The 22,115-nt window shown below is 60.5% G+C and carries 18 protein-coding genes and 1 tRNA gene; 9 read left to right on the forward strand and 10 right to left on the reverse strand.

Features of this window, described 5'->3' with window-relative positions; all coding sequences use genetic code 11:
* Window positions 1–16 precede the first annotated feature (16 nt).
* The 4 genes from JJ917_13015 to JJ917_13030 all read right to left on the reverse strand — a co-directional run bounded on the left by JJ917_13015 (window position 17) and on the right by JJ917_13030 (window position 2,987).
* Window positions 17–925 carry an SH3 domain-containing protein gene (locus tag JJ917_13015; GenBank protein ID MBO6699745.1) on the reverse strand — a complete coding sequence of 303 codons (909 nt, stop codon included), beginning with the start codon at window positions 923–925 and terminating at the stop codon, window positions 17–19.
* A gap of 50 nt (window positions 926–975) precedes the next feature.
* Window positions 976–1,248 (reverse strand): PAN domain-containing protein, encoded by a 273-nt coding sequence (locus tag JJ917_13020; protein ID MBO6699746.1) that lies wholly within the window; start codon window positions 1,246–1,248, stop codon window positions 976–978.
* Between the two features lie 535 nt (window positions 1,249–1,783).
* Window positions 1,784–2,320 (reverse strand): disulfide bond formation protein B, encoded by a 537-nt coding sequence (locus JJ917_13025; GenBank protein MBO6699747.1) that lies wholly within the window; start codon window positions 2,318–2,320, stop codon window positions 1,784–1,786.
* Window positions 2,321–2,336: 16 nt separating this feature from the next.
* Window positions 2,337–2,987 (reverse strand): exopolysaccharide biosynthesis protein, encoded by a 651-nt coding sequence (locus JJ917_13030; GenBank protein MBO6699748.1) that lies wholly within the window; start codon window positions 2,985–2,987, stop codon window positions 2,337–2,339.
* Window positions 2,988–3,175: 188 nt separating this feature from the next.
* Between JJ917_13030 and JJ917_13035 the strand changes: the two genes are divergently transcribed.
* Window positions 3,176–3,261, forward strand: a tRNA-Leu gene (locus JJ917_13035).
* A 157-nt stretch (window positions 3,262–3,418) separates the two neighbouring features.
* Here JJ917_13035 and JJ917_13040 read toward each other — a convergent pair.
* Together JJ917_13040 and JJ917_13045 are read right to left on the reverse strand one after the other, a co-directional pair.
* Entirely contained in the window at window positions 3,419–5,548 is a 2,130-nt protein-coding gene (locus tag JJ917_13040) for an EAL domain-containing protein (protein MBO6699749.1), read from the reverse strand.
* Window positions 5,549–5,593: 45 nt separating this feature from the next.
* Window positions 5,594–6,451: a phosphate/phosphite/phosphonate ABC transporter substrate-binding protein gene (locus tag JJ917_13045; GenBank protein MBO6699750.1), complete on the reverse strand. Its 858-nt coding sequence runs from the start codon at window positions 6,449–6,451 to the stop codon at window positions 5,594–5,596.
* A 382-nt stretch (window positions 6,452–6,833) separates the two neighbouring features.
* On the opposite strand from JJ917_13045, the gene JJ917_13050 reads away from it, so the two are divergent.
* The 6 genes from JJ917_13050 to JJ917_13075 all read left to right on the forward strand — a co-directional run bounded on the left by JJ917_13050 (window position 6,834) and on the right by JJ917_13075 (window position 15,343).
* Window positions 6,834–7,850 (forward strand): ABC transporter substrate-binding protein, encoded by a 1,017-nt coding sequence (locus tag JJ917_13050; GenBank protein ID MBO6699751.1) that lies wholly within the window; start codon window positions 6,834–6,836, stop codon window positions 7,848–7,850.
* A 443-nt stretch (window positions 7,851–8,293) separates the two neighbouring features.
* Entirely contained in the window at window positions 8,294–9,022 is a 729-nt protein-coding gene (locus tag JJ917_13055) for an ABC transporter permease subunit (GenBank protein MBO6699752.1), read from the forward strand.
* Window positions 9,023–9,062: 40 nt separating this feature from the next.
* Complete coding sequence (locus tag JJ917_13060; GenBank protein ID MBO6699753.1) at window positions 9,063–10,547, forward strand: betaine/proline/choline family ABC transporter ATP-binding protein; 1,485 nt, start codon at window positions 9,063–9,065, stop codon at window positions 10,545–10,547.
* An 88-nt stretch (window positions 10,548–10,635) separates the two neighbouring features.
* Complete coding sequence (locus JJ917_13065) at window positions 10,636–11,070, forward strand: RidA family protein (protein MBO6699754.1); 435 nt, start codon at window positions 10,636–10,638, stop codon at window positions 11,068–11,070.
* A complete protein-coding gene (locus tag JJ917_13070) occupies window positions 11,067–13,715 on the forward strand; it encodes a mechanosensitive ion channel family protein (GenBank protein MBO6699755.1) in 2,649 nt (882 codons plus the stop codon). Before JJ917_13065 ends, JJ917_13070 begins: the two co-directional genes overlap by 4 nt.
* A gap of 5 nt (window positions 13,716–13,720) precedes the next feature.
* Window positions 13,721–15,343, forward strand: a complete 1,623-nt coding sequence (locus tag JJ917_13075) for an AMP-binding protein (GenBank protein ID MBO6699756.1) — start codon at window positions 13,721–13,723, stop codon at window positions 15,341–15,343.
* Between the two features lie 9 nt (window positions 15,344–15,352).
* On the opposite strand, the gene JJ917_13080 is transcribed toward JJ917_13075, so the two are convergent.
* On the reverse strand, window positions 15,353–16,546 hold the full coding sequence (locus tag JJ917_13080; GenBank protein ID MBO6699757.1) for a GNAT family N-acetyltransferase: 1,194 nt from the start codon (window positions 16,544–16,546) through the stop codon (window positions 15,353–15,355).
* Between the two features lie 8 nt (window positions 16,547–16,554).
* Window positions 16,555–18,009: a lipopolysaccharide biosynthesis protein gene (locus JJ917_13085; protein MBO6699758.1), complete on the reverse strand. Its 1,455-nt coding sequence runs from the start codon at window positions 18,007–18,009 to the stop codon at window positions 16,555–16,557.
* Window positions 18,010–18,164: 155 nt separating this feature from the next.
* On the opposite strand from JJ917_13085, the gene JJ917_13090 reads away from it, so the two are divergent.
* Entirely contained in the window at window positions 18,165–20,213 is a 2,049-nt protein-coding gene (locus JJ917_13090; GenBank protein MBO6699759.1) for a nitrate- and nitrite sensing domain-containing protein, read from the forward strand.
* On the opposite strand, the gene JJ917_13095 is transcribed toward JJ917_13090, so the two are convergent.
* Complete coding sequence (locus JJ917_13095) at window positions 20,210–20,755, reverse strand: DUF924 domain-containing protein (GenBank protein MBO6699760.1); 546 nt, start codon at window positions 20,753–20,755, stop codon at window positions 20,210–20,212. The genes JJ917_13090 and JJ917_13095 overlap by 4 nt on opposite strands.
* 97 nt (window positions 20,756–20,852) lie before the next feature.
* Here JJ917_13095 and JJ917_13100 point away from each other — a divergent pair, with 97 nt between their 5' ends.
* A complete protein-coding gene (locus JJ917_13100) occupies window positions 20,853–21,068 on the forward strand; it encodes a sulfurtransferase TusA family protein (protein MBO6699761.1) in 216 nt (71 codons plus the stop codon).
* Here the strand turns inward: JJ917_13100 and JJ917_13105 are convergent.
* Window positions 21,055–22,113, reverse strand: a complete 1,059-nt coding sequence (locus tag JJ917_13105) for a GTP-binding protein (protein MBO6699762.1) — start codon at window positions 22,111–22,113, stop codon at window positions 21,055–21,057. The two genes, JJ917_13100 and JJ917_13105, sit on opposite strands and share 14 nt — an antisense overlap.
* Window positions 22,114–22,115: the final 2 nt, after the last annotated feature.

Raw genomic sequence — 22,115 nt, forward strand, 5'->3', positions numbered from 1 at the left:
GACACGACTTCGCAGCCTATCGGACCCGATAGGACGAGGCTCGGTTGTTCAATGCGCCGCCTAGCTGGCGAACATCGTTCAAAAATGTGTTGCAGAAGCCGCCAAAGCCGTTGTTTTGGCACAGTCTGATGCGGGCGCCGCCAAACACCCTCAGCGAGGTGACGCGATCATTCCACGTTGCGCCGAGCGCGTTGTCGCTGGCTCCTGGACGTACACAGACGCTGTCGCCGCGAAAATTGGCCAGGTCATAGACGCACACGCGTGCTGGTTCAGGCGGCATGACGTCATAGGATGATGCGTTGTTGTTGAGTGCTGATCCGAGGCGCGCTCTATCGCTGAGGAATACGTTGCACACACCACCATAGTTCGGCCGTCGGCACAGGCGAATGGAGGCTCCACCGAATACCTGCAGCGATGTGACCCGATTGTTCCATGGTCCCGAAATCGAAGCGTCACTGCGACCTGGCCGCACGCAAATGCTGTCGCCAGCAAAGTTCGGCAGATCGTAGACGCAGACTCGCGCCTCTTCGACCGCTGGGGTCGGATCGACACCGCCAGCTGGCGGTGTGTAACCTGGCGTTCCAAAGGTGATCGACCCACCGCCCGGCAAGGGGATGGTGAAACCGAACTGCACCGGCGCGCCTGGTGTGCCGGCACCGGTCGGCGCGGTCAAATAGGTGCGCGACACCCAGCCGTCGGGACCTGCGTGTTCGATACGGCACCAGGTGCCAGCTGCCGTGCATTCAACAACATTCACGACCTCGCCGCGATAAAGCGTGTCAACGATCACGAAGCTTGTGCCGGGCCCTGATCGTACATTCAGCCCTGTTGTTGCAGCCGCTTCGACCGCGAATGCTGACCCGGCTGAAAAAGCAAGCGCCAGGAAGGCGGTTGCCATGCCCAGTATGTGTTTGCCGATACCCATGATGTCACTCACCCAATAAATGGTTGTGTTGAAGCTTGTTGCTCTGCCGATCAGGGGCTGACCCCTGACACGCAGCAATCATTGATGTGGGCCTGCGGAACCTCGTCCTTTAGCCAGCACTGCGGCAGCACGCCGACGCGCGGATAAACGAAGGTCCAGGCCTGGCAGCGTCCATCGCCTTCGCAGCGAGACTGGCAAGCCTGCCAGTTGCCGCCAGGAAGATCGAAGTTTTCGTAATCCTGGCCCGGACGATCGGTCCCGAGTTCGACGCGTTGTGCGCCGCATTCCAAGCGCACGTCGCGGGCAATCTCCTGGTTCCACATGTTGTTTTCGCCGGTGCAACCGGTGTCGCCGGTGTATAAGACGCGTACGTTGACATCGATCAGCGGGCGGTTGGGATTGAGCTCGCAGACAGCCTCGGTCATCTCGGTCATCAGATCGTTGAACGGATAGCCGAACACCCGGCTGTTTTCGTCGCAGAAAATCGATCGCGACGATGATTCACGCTCTCGCCAATGGTCGTTGACGCATTGCCTGATGACACGGTGCGCGTGGCGGCGCGCGCGGTTCGGGCCAAAGGGATGGACCCCTTCGCCGCGGAAGCTGCGGCGAAGGGTGTTTCCATCAAAAGAGCTGGTGGTGATCACATATTCAGCGTTGCACCCGCGCGTGTAGAACGCGTTGGCGGGCTGAGCCAGGGCGATAAGCAGGACCGTGATGACCAGCTTGAAAAGCCAGCGGACTCGACCCGTTGACCAGATTGAAGCCGACATGATTGTTCCCCTCGATCTAACAAACGAGAAAACGCTCGGTAGGCTGTTAGGCTAGTTGGATGCGTGGCGTGCCGGTTGACGAAGGTCAACGAGCCTTTGGCGGCCAGAGCGCAGCTGCAAAGCAGGCTTTCATCAGCGCGGCGGCGGCGATCACATTCCAGCCGGCAAAGGATAGGCCGAGCACGCGTAAGGCTGCCTCATCGCAGAAGATGATGGTGGTCTCGTTGATTTCATCGAGCAGGCTTCCGCCCGACACTGTCGGCAGGCCGCCGGAGCCGCAATCATTGGGTCCGGCCCAAAAATTCCATTCCGCGCCGGCCTGGTAGATGCCGGTGACCATGGACATAGCGAAGAGAATGCCAGCAATCGCGAGCAAACCTCGCGGGATACAGGCTGGCCACTTCAGCACTATTGCGAGCGCGACCAGACCAAGAATTGGGATCGCCGTGTAGTAGCCTTCGCGCTGTTCCAGGCAGAGTTTGCAAGGCGTGAAACCGCCGACGATCTGAAACGCCCAGGCGATGGCCAGAATGAGGATCGCCGCGGCGATGACGCCAAGCGCGACCCATGTCTGGCGACCGTCGACTGGGTAGAAATCATCAGATCGAGATGCTGCACTCATGGCAGCGAAACCACCCTCAAGCGGTGAAGAAGTCAACCGCCCACATCGCAAGAAGCGGGGCGGAAATCAGCAAAAACGCCACCCAAAGAAGGCCGATGAACAGGCCAAGCAATATCATCAGTCCATCGCGTTCAATAAGGCCGATGGAGGTGATCGCCACACCGATGCCAGGGACCGTGTTGGTTGACGGCAGCGGCACCAGGATCGATGCGGCGGGGATCATCATCAGCGCACCGACTATGCGCGTCGCACGGGGGCCGGACAGAGCCAGCAGGCGGGGACGGGAGATGTGCTCGGTCCAGCCGAACCATTTTTTGCCCCGCGCGACCACCGAGCGCATCGCTTCAACATCAAAGTCGCGGGTTTTCAGCTTTTCCGGCAGCCACGGCACATGGCGACCGGAGGCCATCTGGCCAGTGAGCACCAGGATGGGCAAAGCAACGATCTGCGGGATCAGATAGACAAAGGGCAAGCAGCAGGGCAGGGCCAGCGCCAGCACCATTAGCCCAAAAGCGCGCTCTTTCAGCGCCCCGGCCAACGATCCAAGGCTAAGGCGCATCGCGCCGTTTTCCTGCGCATCGGCAAGCACCGCATCGATGCGATCGAAGGCGGTTGCGGAATCTCCAAGCGGTGAAGAAGACGTATCGGCGGTCGAAATGGCGGTCATCCTGAACTGTGGCCCTTTGGTGCTTAGCGTAGCGATCAGATTAGCAAAAAGAAGCTGCCGCCGGGTTACCAGCTATGGTTACGGCGCAATGATGACCGCCGATGCCAAAACCGCTGCAAAAGAGGATTGACGGTGAAGCGGATCGCAGTATGGTCCGCGCCATCTACCGCACGTGATGCTTTAGGTTTGCCCCTGTGGCGGAATTGGTAGACGCGCTCGATTCAAAATCGAGTTCCCAAAAGGAGTGCCAGTTCGAGTCTGGCCAGGGGCACCATTTTTCTTTGCTCTGTGCCTGCGGCACAACCGCACCAGCGCCAATCGCCAAGCGATTGGCGGAATACGCGGCATGCGTTTGCGCATCAAATGCCGAGAGCGCTGGCTCTAAGGTTCGACGGCCCAACCGTTTGCCGCAGGGGCTCGTGACCAAGCGCCTATGAGGCCTGCTCGAGCTTTGGCGCGTTGTCTTGCGTCTCGATGCCGGCACGACCGGCCTCATGCTCGGCGACCCAATCAGCAAACAAATCTGCCTTCATCGGTTTGCCGCCGTAGTAGCCCTGGTAGTACTTGCACCCGGCCTCGCGCAGAAACGCCAGCTGGTCGGCTGTCTCGATGCCCTCAACAACCACATCGGCCTGAATGGCTTTGGCCATATCGAAGATCGTGTACAGCAAGCTTTCCGATGCTGGGTCTTCGCCAATGCCAAGAACCAGGCTGCGATCAATCTTCAAGGTTTCGAAGGCCAGCGCCTTCAACCGACCCAGGTTGGAATAGCCCATGCCGAAATCGTCGATGGCAAATCGCAAGCCGAGGGCGCGCAATTCGGCCACCTGGCGCTCGACAAGTGCGCTTTTTTCCATCGCCGTGCTTTCGGTGATTTCGATCTCAAGCGTCTCGGGCGCCGCATCGTAGCGATCGAGCAAGTGCTTGACGGTATCGGCAAAGCTTTCATCGTTGAGTTCTTCGATGGCGACGTTGACGGCGACCGTTAGCGGCCGCTCGCGTCCCTTGTTGATTTCGGCAGCCGCCTTGATCGCCTTAGCCATCATGAGGTTGCCGATCCGCGGCAGAAGGCCAATGCTGGCTGCTACGGGAAGAAAGACGTCTGGCGGCACGAAACCGCGATTGGGATGCTCCCAACGGACCAGCGCTTCGGCGCCCACAACCTGGCCGGACTGGACGATGAACTGGGGCTGCAGAGCCATTTGGAACGCGTCAGTCTCAACCGCTGCTTCCAGATCGCGCTCCAACGCTGAACGCTCCATCATTTTGGTGTGGCTGGAATGGTCGTAGTACCGGTGGCTGTTTCGTGCGCTGCGCTTGGCTTGGTACATCGCAACATCGGCGCACTTTAGAAGATGCTCGCGACTGGTGGCATGTTGCGGGAAGAGGGCAATGCCGATGCTGGTGGAGTTGGTTAGATGACAGCCTTCCAACCGGAAGGCTTTGCCCATGGCGGCCGTTATGCGCGAGGCCAGCGCGTCCGCCTTGTCGACAGGAACCAGGAGCGTGAACTCGTCGCCGCCAAGGCGCGCGAGGGCGCCTTCGTTTTGATTGAGAGCAATCATATGATCGCTCGGGCCGACGCCCTCTATCGTCAAGCCTTCCTCGCGCATGCACCTGGCAAGGCGGCGGGAAAAAGCGCGCAAAAGCAAGTCGCCAACATGATGTCCGTGCGTGTCGTTGACGGCCTTAAACTTGTCGAGGTCCAAGAACATCAAGGCAAAGCCAGTCTCGCTCTCAGCATGATCGCGCGCCAAATGCTCAAGTTGATGATTGAGCCAGCTGCGGTTTGGCACGCCGGTAAGTTTGTCCTCGTAGGCGACACGGTTAACCTCGCGCATGGAACTGCGCACGGTTTCCAACATCGTGCTGAGACCGTCGGCGAGCACACCGATCTCCCCGTCGGCGCGAACATCGATGGTCTGGTCGAGATCCCCAGCGGCCACCTCTTGCGTAACGGCGGTCAAGCGCGAGAGCGGCTCAGTCAATCGACGGGCAAGAGCGCCGCACATGATCATTGCGACGAAGAAAAAGAGGATACCGAGCGCAAGGTTGGTGACGAAAACCGTTTGGATGTCCCTGCGCAACGCCTTGTTGCAAAGACTGACACGTAGCACCCCGATCAGCTGGTCTCCCACGATGATCGGGCCTGCTACTTCCTGTGAAAGATCGCCTTCACTGAGAGCGGCTTGGCGAATGCCGGTTTCCAACGCGTTCTGGATCAAGGGGTCGTCTGTTGTGGAAAGAAAGGGCGTTTCTTCATAAGACCCAGCCACAACCACCAAGCCGTCTGCGTCAACCAGCAAAGCACTAAGGATGTCGTCGCGCGCCAACAGCTCCTCAAAGAATATTTCCAAGGCCGCTGTATCGCCGGTCAAGAGATGTGGAGTGGAAACCTCTTTGGTCAGGTTCAAGAGATGGTCGACATTGAGTGTTTCTCGTTCGGCGAGCAGCAGGCGCTGTGTTTGAACGTTGATTGCTAAAACCGCGACGACGAAAAGCGCGATAACCGTGCCGAACGTGATCGCCAGGCGACGTGCCAACCCATCTCGTGGGCTCATTTTATGCAATCGACCAAGCGACATGTTGTTTGCCCCACTGCCGCGTTACATCGATGAACCAGAGCTGATCTGGGCAAGGATGGATTGAATGGGCGCAAACGTCGCCTCGACCCCATCGGGGAAGTCATCAAAGTGTGTGGTGTCGTGGAACGAGGCCATAACTTGCACGCCTTCGGCGCTTTCTTCCATCGAACGCAGCGTGTCGGCGATAACGGAAGCAAGTGTCTCATCCAGCGCCCCGCTGCGAACCACGACTTGCCGTGGGACTTCGATGCTGCGTGCCAATGCTCGGAAGCGATCGGGCTGCGCGGTCTGCAGCGACTCAAAACCCTGATTGTCCGTTGCGCCAGCGTCGAGCGTTCCACGAACGAGGCCCAATGCCGTGTTGCGGTCGTCACCAGTGAACAAGTAGCCAACGGCATGCTCGGCCGGCTGTTCGTGATCCTGATGGAGGTGTTGAAGCAACAGGTCGGCGTCCAACAGCATGGCGAGCGGGAGAAGATATCCTGAGGTGGAGTCGGGCTCCTGGAAACCGATGACCGATCCGCGAAGATCGTCGATGGTTTGCATGTCGCTGTCAGCTGGTACGACTATCACCGAGTGGTACGTCGCCTCACCGTTTTTCCAGCGGCGCAAGAACGGTACAGCATCGGCCATCTGGGCGACGCGCGTGGCAACCAAAGGGCTGTCGAAGTAGAGGTCGACGTCACCTTGGCGCAAAGCCTCGGCCATGGCTTCGGAATCTGGGAGCACCGAAATCTCGACCGCTGTGATACCGGCATCCGCCAGTTCTCTTTCGAGGTACTGGGCCAATGGTGTGAAGCGTTCGATATGCTTGCGTATGTTGTCGTTAACGGACCCAAGCGTCAGTGTTTCAGCGTGGCCTGCTGTTGCCGATGCCATGGCCAATGCAATGGCTGCGCATATAGAAAGACAACGCATAGAGGTCCCCCAACTTCGGTGTGCGTGTTTTGCCTAGTCCTACAACCCATGGTTTCAAGCGCGGGTTAACGTGAGATGGAGCCGGGCACAAAAAACGCACAGGCTTAACCAATCCTCACCAAGGTGCGCCTTAGCCGGATAACTATCCCTGGTTGTGGCAGGTGGCGTCAGTTGGTCGCGAGGGTGGTGCGGGACTTTTCTGGGGCGACGGGTGGACAGTCCCCGCTGACGCCTTATGCTGCTCTTCATGGAAGCGCGTGGAGGTGCTGTGCCAATGAGGGCCAAGCACTTCCCACCCACGCGCACTGCCACTTAAGTGCCGATGGGCACGGGAGATCAGTTCATGAAAATCCTCACCGCCGCAGGCCTTGGCCTTGCAACCCTTACGGCTGTCTCAGCTTTCGCCATCGCGCCTGCAAGCGCGCAGGAATGCCCGCTCGACCGGCCCGTGAATATGGCCGGCCTTGGTTATGAATCCCACGCATTCCACACCGAAGTGGTCGCGACCATCATGCGCGAAGGTTTCGGGTGCGAGGTCGAAATCATTCCGGTTGAAACGCTGGCCGGCTTTACTGGCCTGGCGCGTGGCGATCTGGACGCCAACATGGAAATCTGGACGGCCAACCCGCCACCGGCCTGGCAGGAAGGCCTGGATGACGGCACTTTGGTCGATTTGGGCCCGAACTTCCCAGCCGCCTTGGAGGGCTGGTTTGTGCCGCGTTATCTGGTCGAAGGCCCGGATGCACCGGCGCCCGATCTGCGCACGCCTGCAGACCTTGCCCGTTATGCTGAGCTGTTTGCTGATCCAGAAGACCCCGACAAGGGCCGTTTCTACAACTGCGTGGCCGGCTGGGTGTGCGAAGAGATCAACACCAAGAAACTGGAAGTTTATGGTCTGACAGACCTTTACACCAACTTCCGCCCCGGCTCGGGGGGCGCGATGGCCGCTGACATCGTTTCGCGCGTGCGCCGCGAACGCCCCGTTGTGTTCTACTATTGGGCGCCGACGGGCCTCTTCGGTCAGATCGGTGATGAGCTGATCCAGTTGGAAGAAGAGCCATTTGACCAGGAAATCTGGGATGCCATGCGCGAAAGCGATGAGCCGACCGCAACGACGGCCTACCCGTCCTCACCTGTCCATGTTGGCGCCAACGCGGAATTTGTTGAGGCTGCGCCGGAACTTGCTGAGCTGTTGGAGCGTTATGAAACAACGACTCTCTCCACTTCGCAGGCGGTCGCCTACATGCAGGACAATGATGCTGACGCCGATGATGCGGCCGCCAACTATCTTGAGACCACGAGTGAGTGGGAAAGCTGGGTGCCGGCCGATGTCGTGAGCCGCGTGCGCGCAGCCCTCTAAGTATGCAACACTGGAACGTGCGGCGCCGGTGAGCGATCACCGCGTCGCACGTTTCTTCTTGCGACGAACAATTTCCCGGCCAAAGGCAGGACAATCGAGCGATGTTTGACGAGTTGGAATGGAACGGCATTTTTGTCGATGTCGGTCGGATGGTGCGCCGCGCGACCAACGATTTCGTGGAGTTTCTGGTCATCACCTATGGGGATCAGTTCGAAACGTTCTCCAACTCCATTCTCGGTATTCTGGTCTGGATTGAGCGGCTGCTTTTGGGCCGTTCCGAACCAGAGATCATCCTTCTCATCGTCTTTGGCGGCCTGATCAGCCTGTTCGTCTACCTGATTTCCAAAAACAGCATCCTGGCTGGGGCCGTCTTCGCCGTGGAGGCGGCGCTGTTTTTCATCTCGCGCTACACCACGACCGTTGGCGAGGAGACGATCCAGCCGATGGAATGGCTTTGGGTGCAGGAATTGCAGATTATCGCGCTGATCATGCTGATCGCCTATTCGGCAAGCCGCAAGATCGGTCTGGTGATCGCCATGGGCGTTGCGATGTACGTCATCGGCGCGTTTGATCTCTGGGACCAAGCGATGCAGACCATCGCCATCATGCTGGTCTCGATCCTGATTTCGGTGGTGATCGGCGTACCGGTTGGCGTGATTATCGCCCGGTCCAACCGCACGCGCTCGGTGGTCAATCCGGTGCTCGATTTGATGCAGACGATCCCGAGCTTTGTTTATCTGATCCCGGCGGTGATGCTGTTCGGTCTGGGCAAGGTCCCCGCCATTATAGCCACCGTGATCTATGCCGTGCCGCCGCTTATTCGCCTGACCGATCTTGGCATTCGCCAGGTCGATGGTGAGGTCACCGAGGCCGGTCGCGCCTTTGGTGCAACGCGTTTCCAGATCTTGAAAGACGTGCAACTGCCGCTGGCGATGCCCTCCATCATGCAAGGCATCAACCAGACGACCATGATGGCGCTCGCCATGGTGGTGATCGCGTCCATGATCGGTGCGCGCGGCGTTGGCGAGACCGTGCTGCTCGGCCTGCAACGCAACGATCCGGGCCGCGGCCTTTTGGGTGGTCTGGCGATCGTTGTGCTTGCCATCGTGTTCGATCGCATCACCCAGGCCTATGGCGCGCGGATGCAAAGCTACCGCACCGCCGGGCATTGATGGGTCCAGACCCTAGGTACAAAGAGAGTAGAGGCCACCCGTGGCGCTAATTGACGTTCAAAATGTAACCAAGATTTTTGGTCCGACACCCAAGGTTGCCTTGCGCAAGGTGAAGGCTGGTATGGGCAAGACCGAGCTGCTGGCCGAAACAGGCCACACGCTGGGTATTCACGACGTGTCGCTGTCCATCGAACAGGGCGAGATTTTCGTCATCATGGGTCTGTCCGGTTCCGGCAAGTCCACGCTGATCCGGCATTTCAACCGGCTGATCGACCCGACAGACGGGAAGATCGTCATTGATGGCGAAGACGTTCTGAGGCTCAGCAACAAGGGCCTGGAGCATTTCCGCCGCAAGCGCATGTCGATGGTGTTCCAGCGCTTTGGGCTCTTCCCGCATCGTACGGTGCTGGAAAATGTTGGCTACGGGCTGGAAGTGCAGGGCGTTGCGCTGGACGAGCGCAAGAAAGCCGCGCGCGAATGGATCATCCAAGTTGGCCTTGAAGGCTATGAGGACCAGTTTCCCAGCCAACTATCCGGCGGTATGCAGCAACGCGTTGGTCTGGCCCGTGCGCTGGCGACCGATGCCGACATCTTGCTGATGGACGAAGCGTTTTCCGCGCTCGATCCGCTGATCCGCTCGCAGATGCAGGACCAGTTGGTGGAGCTTCAGGATCAGTTCCACAAAACCATCGTCTTCATCACCCATGATTTGGACGAAGCGCTGAAGATCGGCGACAAGATCGCGATCTTGAAGGATGGCGTATTGAGCCAGGTCGGCACGCCGGCTGACATCCTGATGCACCCGGCCGATGATTACGTGGCGCAGTTTGTGCGTGACGTGAACCGCGCCCGCGTGCTCACCGTTGATGTGGTGGCCAAACCGCCAAAACTGCGTTTGACCAATGAAAACCTGGAAAACGCGCTGTCGACGATGCGCACGAGCGGCACCGATGTTGGTTATGTCGTTGAGGATGGCGGCAATTATGTCGGCTTTGTCACCGAAGATAGTTTGGAAGAGGCGATTGCCGCGCCGGGCTCGCCAAGCCTGAGCGATGTGGCCGATGACGGCCAGCAGCTTGAGTATTCAAGCTCCATCGAAGACGCGCTGCCGACCGTGCTCGACACCAACCACCCGGTCCCCGTCGTTGGCCAAGATGGTGGTCTGGCCGGCGTGCTCTATCCCGATCATGTGGGCGAGGTTTTGTCTCCGTCCGCCGTTCAAGCTGTTAACGACGATACGCCTCCGGACGAGGTGGCGGAGGTTGCTGAGGCCAAGAACGACGCTGTCAAACCGGCCGACGCGGAACAAGACGCATCCGATGTTTCTGCCAATGACGCGGTCGAGAGAGCGGAAACATCGGACACCGAAAACACGGTTGAAACCGCCTCTGGTGAAGCCGATGACGCTGACAAGATCAGGGATGAGACCAGCGACCAGACGGAGTCCGGCCCAAAGGACGAAGTGAAGTCCGAAGCGGTGACCCAATCGGCAGCTGAGACGGACGAGCGCAAGGCCAGCGCCTAACCCCTTTGTGCGAGCCTTTGGGCCGTTTGTTGCGCCGCATGACGAACGCTTCTAAGACACGCCCATGAGCGATGATCCGAAGTTCCATATGGTCGCCGGTGCGGCCCAGCCTGTGGCCCCTTTTTCTCATGCGGTTGAGGCCGATGGTTGGGTGATCCTCACCGGCCAGATGCCGACTGATCCCGATGATCCGGGCGCGCCGCTTCCTGATGGCATCGTGGCGCAGACCCATGCGGTGATGAACAATCTTCAGATCGTGCTACGCGGGCTGATGCTGGACCTGTCGCACGTGATGCAGTGCCGCTGTTTCCTGACCCAGTTCGAGCGCGACTATGCGGCGTTCAACGCAACCTATCAGACCTATTTCCCAGCCGACCGTCGCCCGGCGAGGACCACGGTTGGCGTCACCGGCCTTGCGGTTGGCGCATTGGTCGAGATCGATATGATCGCCAAGCGTCCCAACGCCACAACAAATGGTCCAGTGCTGCCGAAGGTCGGCTATTGGTCGGAGCCCGGCGCGTGAGCATGGCGATTATGATCCGCACATTCATAATTGCTGCATTGCTGATGCTCGCCGGACCGGCGCTGGCGCAAAACGATATTGAAACGCCCAGCAATCCCGATGTCTTTGCCGACATAGCGCAAGGCGAAATTGGGCCGGATGCTGAGAACCAGGCTCTCGCTGAGGGACCGGTTCAGCAGCTTGCCGAATGGTCTGAAGAACTCGACACACTGCGCCAGGAGCTCTCGCGCGACAGTCTGACGCTCGATGCGCTGGCCACCCTGCGTGACGAGGTCACGTCGGTGCGCAATGACATCCAGGTTCTGGTCGATGAGGTTGCCCCGCGCCTTGCTGAACAGCGCGCTCTTCTGGAGGGCCTTGCGCCCGCCGATGGCGAACTGGCCGAAACGCCAGAAATTCAAGCGCAGCAGGAACGGATTGCCGAGCTGGAGCGCGAATTGCAGCCCGCCGAACTGCTGCTCGGCCGTGCCAACACGTTGCGCGATGACGTCATCTCGCGACGCGCGGTTGAGTTCACCGGCCGCCTGTTCGAGCGCTCCTCGTCCATCCTGACGCCGCAGCTTTGGGCCGATGGTCTGGGCGACATGCCGCGCCTCACCCAGCGACTTGTCGAACTGACGGAGAACTCCTGGAACTCCGTGAGAGCACGGGCGACACCGGCCTCCTTTGCCGGCCTGGGCGTGCTGGTTCTGATTCTCCTGATTTTGGCCATTCCGCTTCGCCGGTTTGCCCTGCGTAAGGCGGCACGCGCCGAAACGGTCGATCCGACCAGTTTCGACAAGACGTTGGGCGCCTTGCGCATTGTTCTGGTCAGCACGCTGATCCCAGCCATCGGGTTTTTGATGTTGCTGTTCGGCTTGGAAAGCGTTGGTGGTTTATCGCTGCGCGCCAAGGCGGTTTTGAACGCGGTCGCCTCCAACACCATCTTGTTTTTCCTGATCAGTGGGATCGTGCGGGCCTTCCTCGCTCCAGGTCTTCCTGCTTGGCGTTTGGTGCCGGTGGGCAACGGTTATGCGCGCACGGCTGAAGGGTTCTTCCGGCTCGCTGCCTTTGCCTATCTGGTCGGCGAACTGCTTCGCGCCATCGCGGCGGTTTTTGTCTCACCGTTGGTGGTGGTGCAGCTTCTGGAAGCTCTGCCATCGCTGGTCGCCGCGCTGTCGATCTTGATTGCGCTGCGCGCGCTTCTGCGTGGTCTAGCACCGAGTGATGCCAAGGAAACTCCGCCCATATCCCACATGCTCTGGCGGTGGACACTGCCGATCACCGGGCTCGCTGCGTTGGCGGTCATCGTCGCCCAGTTGTTCGGCTTTTTGGCGCTCAGTGCCTTTATCGTTGATCGGTTGGTTTGGTCGTCGGTTGTTCTCGCCGGCCTGCATCTGGCCGCTGCGCTCGTGGAAGGGCTGACATCGGCGACACTGCAGGAAGAAACCCGCACGTCGGCCTGGTTGCACGACAATATCGGCCTGTCGAGTAATGGGCTTGGTCAGTTCGGTGTCCTGCTTTCAGGTATCGTCAAGCTGGTTTTGATCGTGGCGGCGGCGTCACTGATCATCGCACCGTTCGGCGTTGAGACCGGGCAGTTCACCGATATTTTCCGGCGGGTTTTCACCGGCATTGAGATCGGTGGATTCTCCTTCTCGCTCACCTCGGTTCTGATTGCGCTGGCGCTGGTCTTCATTGGTGTCGTGGTCACGCGCGGCATCCAAGGTTGGCTGGAGAACCGCTATCTGCCGCGCACCTCGCTCGACACCGGCCTGAAAGCCTCGATCCGCACCGGCATCGGCTATATCGGGGTCATCGTTGCCGCCTCAATTGGGCTATCCTCGCTCGGTCTTAATTTGGAGAATATCGCGCTGGTCGCCGGTGCGCTGTCTGTCGGCATTGGTTTTGGCCTGCAGTCGATTGTCTCGAACTTTGTCTCTGGCCTGATCCTGCTTGCCGAGCGGCCCTTTAAGCAGGGCGACTGGATCGTCGTCGGCGAGGAACAGGGGATCGTCAAGCGCATCAATGTGCGCGCCACGGAGCTGCAGACTTTCGACCGGGCGACCGTGCTTATTCCCAACCAGGATTTCATCGCTGGTACGGTGAAAAACCGGGTGCACCGCGACACGCTGGGCCGCATCGATGTGCCGGTTGGCGTTGGCTATGACAGTGACCCGCAAAAGGTCAAAGAGATCCTGCTGGAAGTCGCCAACGCGCATCCGATGACGCTGAGCTACCCCGAACCGGCGGCCTTCTTCATCGAGTTTGGCGCCAGTTCGCTCGATTTCATGCTGTTCGCTTACCTGGCCGATGTCGGAAACGGTTATGGCGTACGCTCCGATCTGCGCTTTGAAATCTTCCGCCGCTTCCAGGAGGAAGGCATCGAGATTCCGTTCGCCCAGTCCGATGTCACGATCCGCAATCTGGACAATATTCTGGACGTCTTATCGAAGGCCGGGGCAACGCTGCCCGAAGGTCTCGGCGCCGGTGGATTGTCGGGCGATGAAGCGATCAAACAGACGGGGGTCAGCACCGTCCCAGCGCCCGAGCCGCAGGTCAGCACCGCCGCCGAACTGCGGTCGAGCCGGATGATCGATCCAGAAGAAGACGGGACACCCTCCGATGACACCGGTCCCGAAGACGGCCCTGCTGGCCGGGGTTGATGGCAATGCTGGCACCCGCAACCACCTATGACGAAGCGCGCTCGACCTTTGCCTGGGACGTGCCCGAGGCGCTGAATATGGGCGTGCAAATTCTTGATGCGCCGGCAGCCCTCAACCCAACCGCACCGGCGATCATCGATGGTGTCACTGGCGAGGTGGCGACATTCGGTGAACTTGCAGACGAGGCCGCCCGGCTCTGTGGCGCGCTGCAGGCTCTCGGTGCCCAAAATGGCGATCGCGTGGCGGTGATCGCGCCGCAGGGCGCACGGACGCTTGTCGTGCAGGCGGCGATCCTGCGCGCCGGATTGATCAGCGTGCCGCTGTCAGAACGCTATGGTCGCGAGGCACTAGCGCACCGCATGCAGGATAGTGGCGCGCGGTTTGCCCTCGTGTCGGCGGCTGGCGCTGCAAGCCTTGCCAGTATTGATGGTAACTTGCCGGATCTAGCGCACACGATCGCGCTGGAACCGGTCGATGGCGCGCTTTCCTATGATCAGTTGCTGGCTGACAAAGGCGCGGCCGTGCCACCGGCCGACACCGGCCCCGATGACCCCTGTCTGATGATCTACACCTCCGGCACGACAGGGCCGGCCAAAGGTGCGCTCCATGGCCATCGTGTACTCGCCGGACATATGCCGGGCTTTCTGTTTGCCCATGGCGGATCGGTGTCGGATCACGATGTGTTTTACACGCCGGCCGATTGGGCCTGGGCCGGCGGATTGCTCAACCTGCTTTTCCCGGCGTTGTCACTTGGCGCACCGGTGGTTTCCTTTTCCGATGCCAAAGGGTTTGATCCGGCACGGGTCGCGGCGATGATGGCCGATCGCGGGGTCACCCACGCGTTTTTACCGCCGACGGCGTTGAAGCTGATGCGGGCCAGCGTTTCTGATGAGGCCATGCGTGGTATCGGCCTGCGTTCGGTGATGTCGGCTGGCGAGGCGCTCGGTCGCGCGACCTATGAATGGGCTGAGCGGGCTTTCGGGTTTGCGATCAGCGAGGCTTATGGCCAGACCGAATGCAATCTCATCATTGGGTCCTCAGCGACCTATGGCGCGACCCGCGCCGGCGCCACCGGCAAGGCGGTGCCAGGTCATAAAGTGTTTGTGGTGCGCGAAGATGGCACCGAGGCCGAGCCCGGCGAGTTGGGTGAGATCGCCGTGCGTTCGCCGGACCCGGTGATGTTTCTTGGGTACTGGAAAGCCGAGCAAGCAACCGAACGCAAATATCTCACCTCCACCACGCTCGGCACCCTGCTGATGACCGGCGACATGGCGATGCGCGATGTCGACGGGTTCATCTGGTTTATGGGCCGGGACGATGATGTGATCACCTCCTCGGGCCATCGCATTGGCCCTGGCGAGATCGAAGACTGTCTGACCGGTCATCCTGCCGTAGCAATGGCTGCCGTTGTCGGGGTTCCCGATGATCTGCGCACAGAGATCGTGCGGGCCTTTGTGGTGCTGCGCGATGTCCATGAACCAGGCGAAGCGATGGCCGATGAATTGCGCGCGCATGTACGAGCCAATCTTGCTGCTCATGAATATCCACGCGACATCCGCTTTGTGGACACGCTGCCGACGACGACCACCGGTAAGATCATCCGCCGGATGCTCAAGCACCAGGATTGATCGACATGATCAGCGCTTAAGCGCGGCCTGCGCTTGTTTGGCGGCGCGTTTGATGGCGCCGCGCGCCGCTTTGCCCGCCACAAAGGCGGACTTGCGCGCCTTTTCTGCCAGCAAAATGGGCCCGAAGGCGCCGCTGCCGCCGGGTTTTAGATCAATCACCACGTCCACCAGCGTCAAGTGGTCGCGCCACAGTTTTGGCGCCAGTTGGCTGTCCGGCGACGCTAGGCTGTCGATGAGAAGGGGCTGGTCCGCCTTTTGACAATCGCCGAGCAGGCTTTCGGTCAGATTAGCCAGGGTGAGCACGCCAGGCCCGGCGCGAACGAACTGCTCGTCATAGGCGACCTTCCAAGGCATCCAGATCGGCGCATCTTGCGTTCCGGCCTTGATTGATAGGGCACCGCCCAGCGGCCGATCCGGCCCGTTGGCGCCTTCCAGGCAGCTGAGATCGATGCGAACGCGCCCATCGTTGGAGAGGTTTTCCGCGACGGATCGCGCGTAGCTGTCGTGGCCGCGCGAGGATAGTGCAGTGCCCATGCGGCCTTTCCAGCCGCTCGCCTCAAGGGCGAGGAACCGGGAGAGCGCGTCGCGCAGGTCTTCGCCGGACGTGGCAATGCGGTGCACCAGCTCGCCTTCAGTCTTCAGTTTGCGGCGGCTGGCCTTGACCGATTGCAGGCGTTTGCCTCCCAGGATCGTGCGCAGCGTGGCGGCGTGCGTGGCCTCCGCGTCCAGACGAAGGCCTGCGCGCGGCGTGGACTCCAGAACATGCAGGCGGCGGCAGCTCTTTTCGACGACGCTTTGTATCAGCGGCCAGGCCGGCCCATCGGCCAGCACCATTTGCATCAACAGAACTGGCGGGCCGTCCTGACGGCGGGCGGCTTTGGCGAAAAGGGCGTCCAGCGCCTTTTCCGGCTCTTCGGGCGAGATCAGCGGCGTGCCAACCATGGAGTAGGGGTGATGCCAAACCATAAGTGGTGACGGCGTTGGAACCGGTCCGTAGCGTCCACGGGCGCGAACAACCGGCATGGCGGCGCGGGGAATAGCGAATTCCGGGTCGGTTGCAACGCAAAGCTCAACGCCATCCGATGCCAGGTGGCGCAAGGCCGGCTCGATCATCGCCGGTTCGAAGAATAGGTTGCGCTCGACCGCGTTGGCCGCCAGCCAGTCATAGCCATGGGGCAGATCAGGCTTTCCCGCGCTGGCCATCGCCACGCTCATTCGGCTGGGCCCGGTGCCGGTAGCGGTTCGGCAGGCCCCTTCAGTCGACCGACGACGCCGATGAACGAGACGATGCCGAGCGTGCGACGCACGGCAATCACCAGGAGCAGGGTTTCAACGACCATGGAAAGGGCCGTCGCGACGGCGGCGCCGACCAGCCCAAATAGTGGGATAAGCGCGAAGTTGAGCGCCAGATTGACCACGAACACGCCGGCATAAAGCCAGGCGGCCAGCTTTTGCGCGTTGGCCATGGTGAGGATCGCTTCGGCCGGGCCGATGGAGGCGCGGATCACCACGCCTGCCAGCAGGATGGCAAGGAACAGCATGCCCTCTTCAGCGTAGCCTTCGCCAAACAGGCCAAGGATAAAGCCGCCAAAGACCAAAAGCGCCAGCGCCAAGCCCAAGGAGGGCCAAAAGGTCCAACGGATCGCATCGCGCAAGGTCGAGCGCAGCGCGGCGTCATTGCCGAGCGCGTGGTACTCGGCGATCTTGTGGGCGGTCGCGACGCGGATCGCGAAGTAGACGAAGTGCACAAGGGCTAGGGTCTTGGCGGCGGCGTAATAGACCGCGACCTCTTCCGGCGCAACGAACAGGCCGGCGACCATGATGTCGGTGTTGATGATGAGGTAGAAGATACCTTCCACCGCCAACATGGGCAGGGCGGCGCGCACATAGGGCGAGATCGTGCCGCCTTCGCTGTCGGGCGCATCGTCGGCGGTGGCGCCCAGCAGTTTGGTGAGCCTGTGGCGCAGCACGAAGAACTGTCCCACGATCACCAACCAGACGCCGACGAGGCTGGCGAGCATCGCGGTCGCGGCGTTGGCCTCGATGCCGACCAGAACGAACAGCACGAACAGCACAAGCACAAAGGTTGGGCGCGCCACAAAACTTGGAATGTTGACGAGGTCCGGCCAATCGAAGGCTTGCGCAATGGCGTCCTGATTGTCGAGCAGGGTGAGCATCGGCACGCAGATGGCTGCAAAGATCAGCGGCCAGACGAACGCCTGTTCGAAAAGACCCGGCATCAAGAGCACGATCGCGATGCCTGTGGCGCCGAGCAGGCTGGCGAAGCCGACATTCACCAGGCTGCCGCGGATCATCACCATCCGCAACTCACGGTAGCGACCGGTTTTGTGAAGTTCCGGCAGGAAACGCAAAAGGCCGGTTGGGTAGCCGAGCGCACAGAAGGTCGCCAGTACCATGACCCAAACCCAGATGATGGCGAACACGCCATACTCATATTGCCCCATCAGGCGGGCGAGGATGATCTGGGAAATGTAGGCCAGGCCGGCATTGAAGACGCGCACCGCAAAGGTGAGTAGCGCGGCCCGCGCTGCCTTGGAGCGCGGCCCGTCGTCTGAGAAGGCCAGATCCAGTTTCGCGCTAATGGGCGCGATTTTTTCGCTCAAATGGCCCGGCAGTTTTGCCGAAAGGTCCGAAAACAGGTTCACGCCGCTGAAATCCCTTGTGGTTTAGGGGCTTTCCTACCGCACCAGCGCTTAAGGGCGCGTTCGCGGCGATGGTGAGCAGAGCGTTAAGCTAGGCGATTTAACTCTTCGTCAATTTGCGTAGGCGATGGGTATCTAAGATTGTACTGGGGGTTGTAATGTCTTTGTCGTCTTTGTCTATCAAGCAGCGCATCTTATTATGCTGCACTCTACCTTTGGTGGCGCTTGCCGCGCTGTCCACCTTCACGCTCTATTCAACCTGGACCGAAGCCTCGGCGTCGCAGGATATGAACCGTCTGCTGCACAAGGCAGAGATTCTTGGCACCGTTGTGCATGAGCTGCAGCGGGAACGCGGTCAAAGTGCAGGCTTTATCGCTTCTTCTGGTGCGAACTTCGCCGACCGTTTGCCGCAGCAACGCGTGGCGTCGGATGCGGCCTATGGTGAGGTCGAGGCGATGCTCGCCAACATGTCGCCGGTTATCGCGGAAGCGTTTGCCGACGATGTTGCCACGATCCTTCAGGACGAGGACCGCATTTTGGAGATGCGGGCAGAGATTGATGCTGGACGCGCCACTGTCGCCGACATGGCGGGTGTCTACACATCGACGATCCACCACCTGATTGTGGCGCTGGAAGGCATCGAAGATTTCGCCCATAGCGGGATGATGGCCGAACGAGTGGAATCCTACATTGCGCTGGTTGAAGCCAAGGAAGCAGCCGGTTTGGAGCGGGCCATGGGGGCGGCCGGCTTCGGATCAGGAACCTTCACTGAGACTGTGTATGCCCGGATGCTGACCCTTCAGGGCACGCAGCAAACAGACCTCGCCATTTTCCGGCGCTTGGGCTCCGACTCTATTGTTGCTCGGTTTGATGCTGAAATGTCCGACGCTGTCACCGGCCCCGTCGAAGCCTATCGCCTGGTTGCGCAATCCAGCCCGTTCGGCGGCGACATTTCGTCCGTTTCCGGTCCGGAATGGTTTGCGGCCAGCACTGCGCGTATCGACGCGTTGCGTGAAGTTGAAGTGGCTGCGATCCATGAGCTGGAAGATCTAGCGCAGGCCGAATCCTCATCGGCCATGAACCTTCTCTATATCGAGCTGGCGCTTGTTCTGGCCGTTCTTGTCGGGACGACCCTGTTTAGCTTGCGTGTTGCCGGCCAGATCACGGGTGGGATTACTCGTGTAGCCAAAACCATGGATCAGTTCGCTGAGCAGAACTACGATGTCGAGATCGCCGATGCTGACGCCAAAGACGAGATCGGCACCATGGCTCGTGGGCTGGTGAGCTTCCGTGATTCCGCCTTGGAACGCATTCGCATGCGCGAAGAATCCGATGCCGAGCAGGCGGCGCGCCTTGAACGCCAGGCCCGCGTGGACGAGCTGGTTGCTGCCTTCCGCGCGGAGTCGTCGGCCATGCTCGACGCAGTGATGGAAAACACCCAGTCCATGGAAGGTTCGGTGACGGCGCTTAACGGCGTGGCCGATACCTCACGCGATCAGGTGATGACCACCAGCGCCGCGTCGGAAGAAGCCTCGGCCAATGTGCAGACCGTGGCGGCGGCGACCGAAGAGCTGTCGTCTTCGGTTGAGGAAATCTCCCGCCAGGTTGTGCAGACCAACGAGATCGTCGATCAGGCGACCCGTTCGGCCGTCGATTCCAGCGAGAAGGTGACCCAGCTTGCTGCCGCAGCGCAGCAGATCGGCGACGTGGTCTCCCTCATTCAGGACATTGCCGAGCAGACCAATCTGTTGGCGCTCAATGCCACCATCGAAGCGGCGCGCGCCGGTGAGATGGGCAAGGGCTTTGCGGTCGTGGCAAGCGAAGTGAAGTCGCTGGCCAACCAGACGGCCAAGGCAACTGAAGAGATCGCCAGCCAGATTTCTGGCATCCAGGGTTCGACCACGGATTCGGCGCAGGCCATCGAGGCGATCGCGCAGACCATGCGTGACGTGCAGACTTACACCAACGCGATTGCCGCTGCGGTGGAAGAGCAGGGGTCGGCCACATCGGAAATCTCGCGCAACATCAACGAAGCCGCGCAGGGCACCGGTCAGGTGGCCGAAGCCATGGCCACCATGAGCCAGGCTGTGGACGAGACCTCACAGTCGGCCGGGCAGGTGCAGCAGGCCTCCAGCGAGGTCAGCGACCGTTCGCAACAGCTGCGTGCCAAGGTCGACCAGTTCCTGTCGGATGTAGCGGCGGCCTAAGCCGAAAATCCACCGGTTTTCATATACACTTCTTCCTCGGGCGTGGTGACGCGCCCGAGGATTTTGTTTCGGTGCGGGAAACGGCCAAAGCGGCGGATCGCATCCATATGCACCAGCGCGTAGTAGTAGCCGTTCTGATTGCCGATCTGACGGAAGATGTCGCAGCAGGTGTTCTGCGCCTCCAAATCTTCGCAATGCATGTAGGGCATGTAGAAAAAGCCGCGCGCCACGCCGTGATAGGCCTTGTCGAAGTTTTTTGCGCGTGCGGCATCGGCAACTGTCATCGCCTGCGCGTCCGATGAAAAAGCTTCTGGCGTGCCGCGGAAAATGTTGCGCGGCAGTTGATCGAGTAGCAGCAAAAGGGCGAGCGTCGTATGCGGTGCGTCCTGCCAATGATCGAGTTTGCCGGCGCGGGCCGCCTCGACCATGTCACCGAACCGCTCTTTCAGCATGGCATCGGTCTCATCGGACTGGCTGTACCAACCCTCTTCGCCGATCTCCCACCAGGCGTCCAAAAGCTCCAGCGCGCGATCATTCATCATGGCATCCTTGTGTGGCGTTTGTCGGCAGACGGTGACACAAAACGGCATGACTGACGACTCAGGCGTTGAAGACACTGTGTTCACCGAACCGGTGGCCATGCTGGTGGATTGCATCGGGCTGAAATGCCCGCTGCCAGTGCTGCGTGCGCGCAAGGCGCTGCTTGGTCTGGCGCCGGGCAAGGTGGTTCAGGTGGAGAGTTCCGATCCGATGGCCATTCTCGACCTGCCGCACATGGCGCGCGAAGAAGGCCATGACGTTGTTGGTCAGCAGGTCAACGGCGAGCGCGCGACGTTCTGGATCAGGCGGGGGTAACGGGCGCGCGGTTCTGCTTCAGGCAGGCAGCGAAAAGCTCCTTGATCCGCTGCGTCTGGTCAGTCCGGGTGATCACCACGATCTGTGTCGCGCCGCGTTGAAGCTTTTTGACAATCGGTCCGGTGATCGGGCGGGCGGGATGCTGGAGCGGCCCAGCAGCGTGCACAGCCCAGGGCTCTGATTTTGCCTCGCCTTGCACCCAGGCAATGCCTTTCACGCGCAGTAGGTCACCTGGCAGGTTCATGGCGAGCAGGTCCATGAACATGGTCAGTACGCGGCTTTCCAAGGGTGCGTCGGTTTCAAGGACAACCGAATAAGCGTGCTGGTGATCATGGTCGTGATGATGGCTGTGCGGGTTGTCGGTTGCCGGCAGGATGGGGCTTGGCGTGATGGGGCTCGCTTGGGCCAAAAGGCGTTCCAGCCATGCGGTGTCAGCTGCCAGCTCGGTGGTGGCGCGGCGCTTGGCATGCGGGTTGCGGGCGCTAAGCGCGGCGTCAAGCGTCTGACGGGTCTTGTCGTCAACCAAATCGGTCTTGGAGATCGCCAATACATCGGCCACCGCAATCTGTGCCGTTGCTTCGGGCGTCGCGTCCATCTGCTCCGGCTCCTGCGCGGCGTCCACCACGGTGATGATGCCGCCCACCAGATAGCGCAGCGACAGATAGGGGTGTTTGGCAAAGGCACCGAGGATCGGGGCCGGGTCGGCGAGGCCGGTGGTCTCGATGATCAGCTGTTTGAAGGGCTTGATGCGGCCATTGTCGCGGGCGCGCAGCAGGTCCTCCAGCGTCGTGACCAGCGGGCCCTGCAAAGTGCAGCAGAGGCAGCCTGAGGTCAGCTCCTCGATCATCAGACCAGAGCCTTGCGCCTCACTCTCGGCCTCAAGAAACAGGCCGTCGAGGCCGGCATCGCCGAACTCGTTGACGATGACCATCGAGTCAGCCAGCGCGTCTGAATTCAGCAACTGGTTGAGAAAGGTCGTCTTGCCGGCGCCCAGAAAGCCCGAGACGACGAGCACCGGCATGCGGTCCGGAAGTTTGGGGTCCATGG

This window comes from Hyphomicrobiales bacterium, assembly GCA_017642935.1.
GTDB lineage: Bacteria > Pseudomonadota > Alphaproteobacteria > Rhizobiales > MH13 > MH13.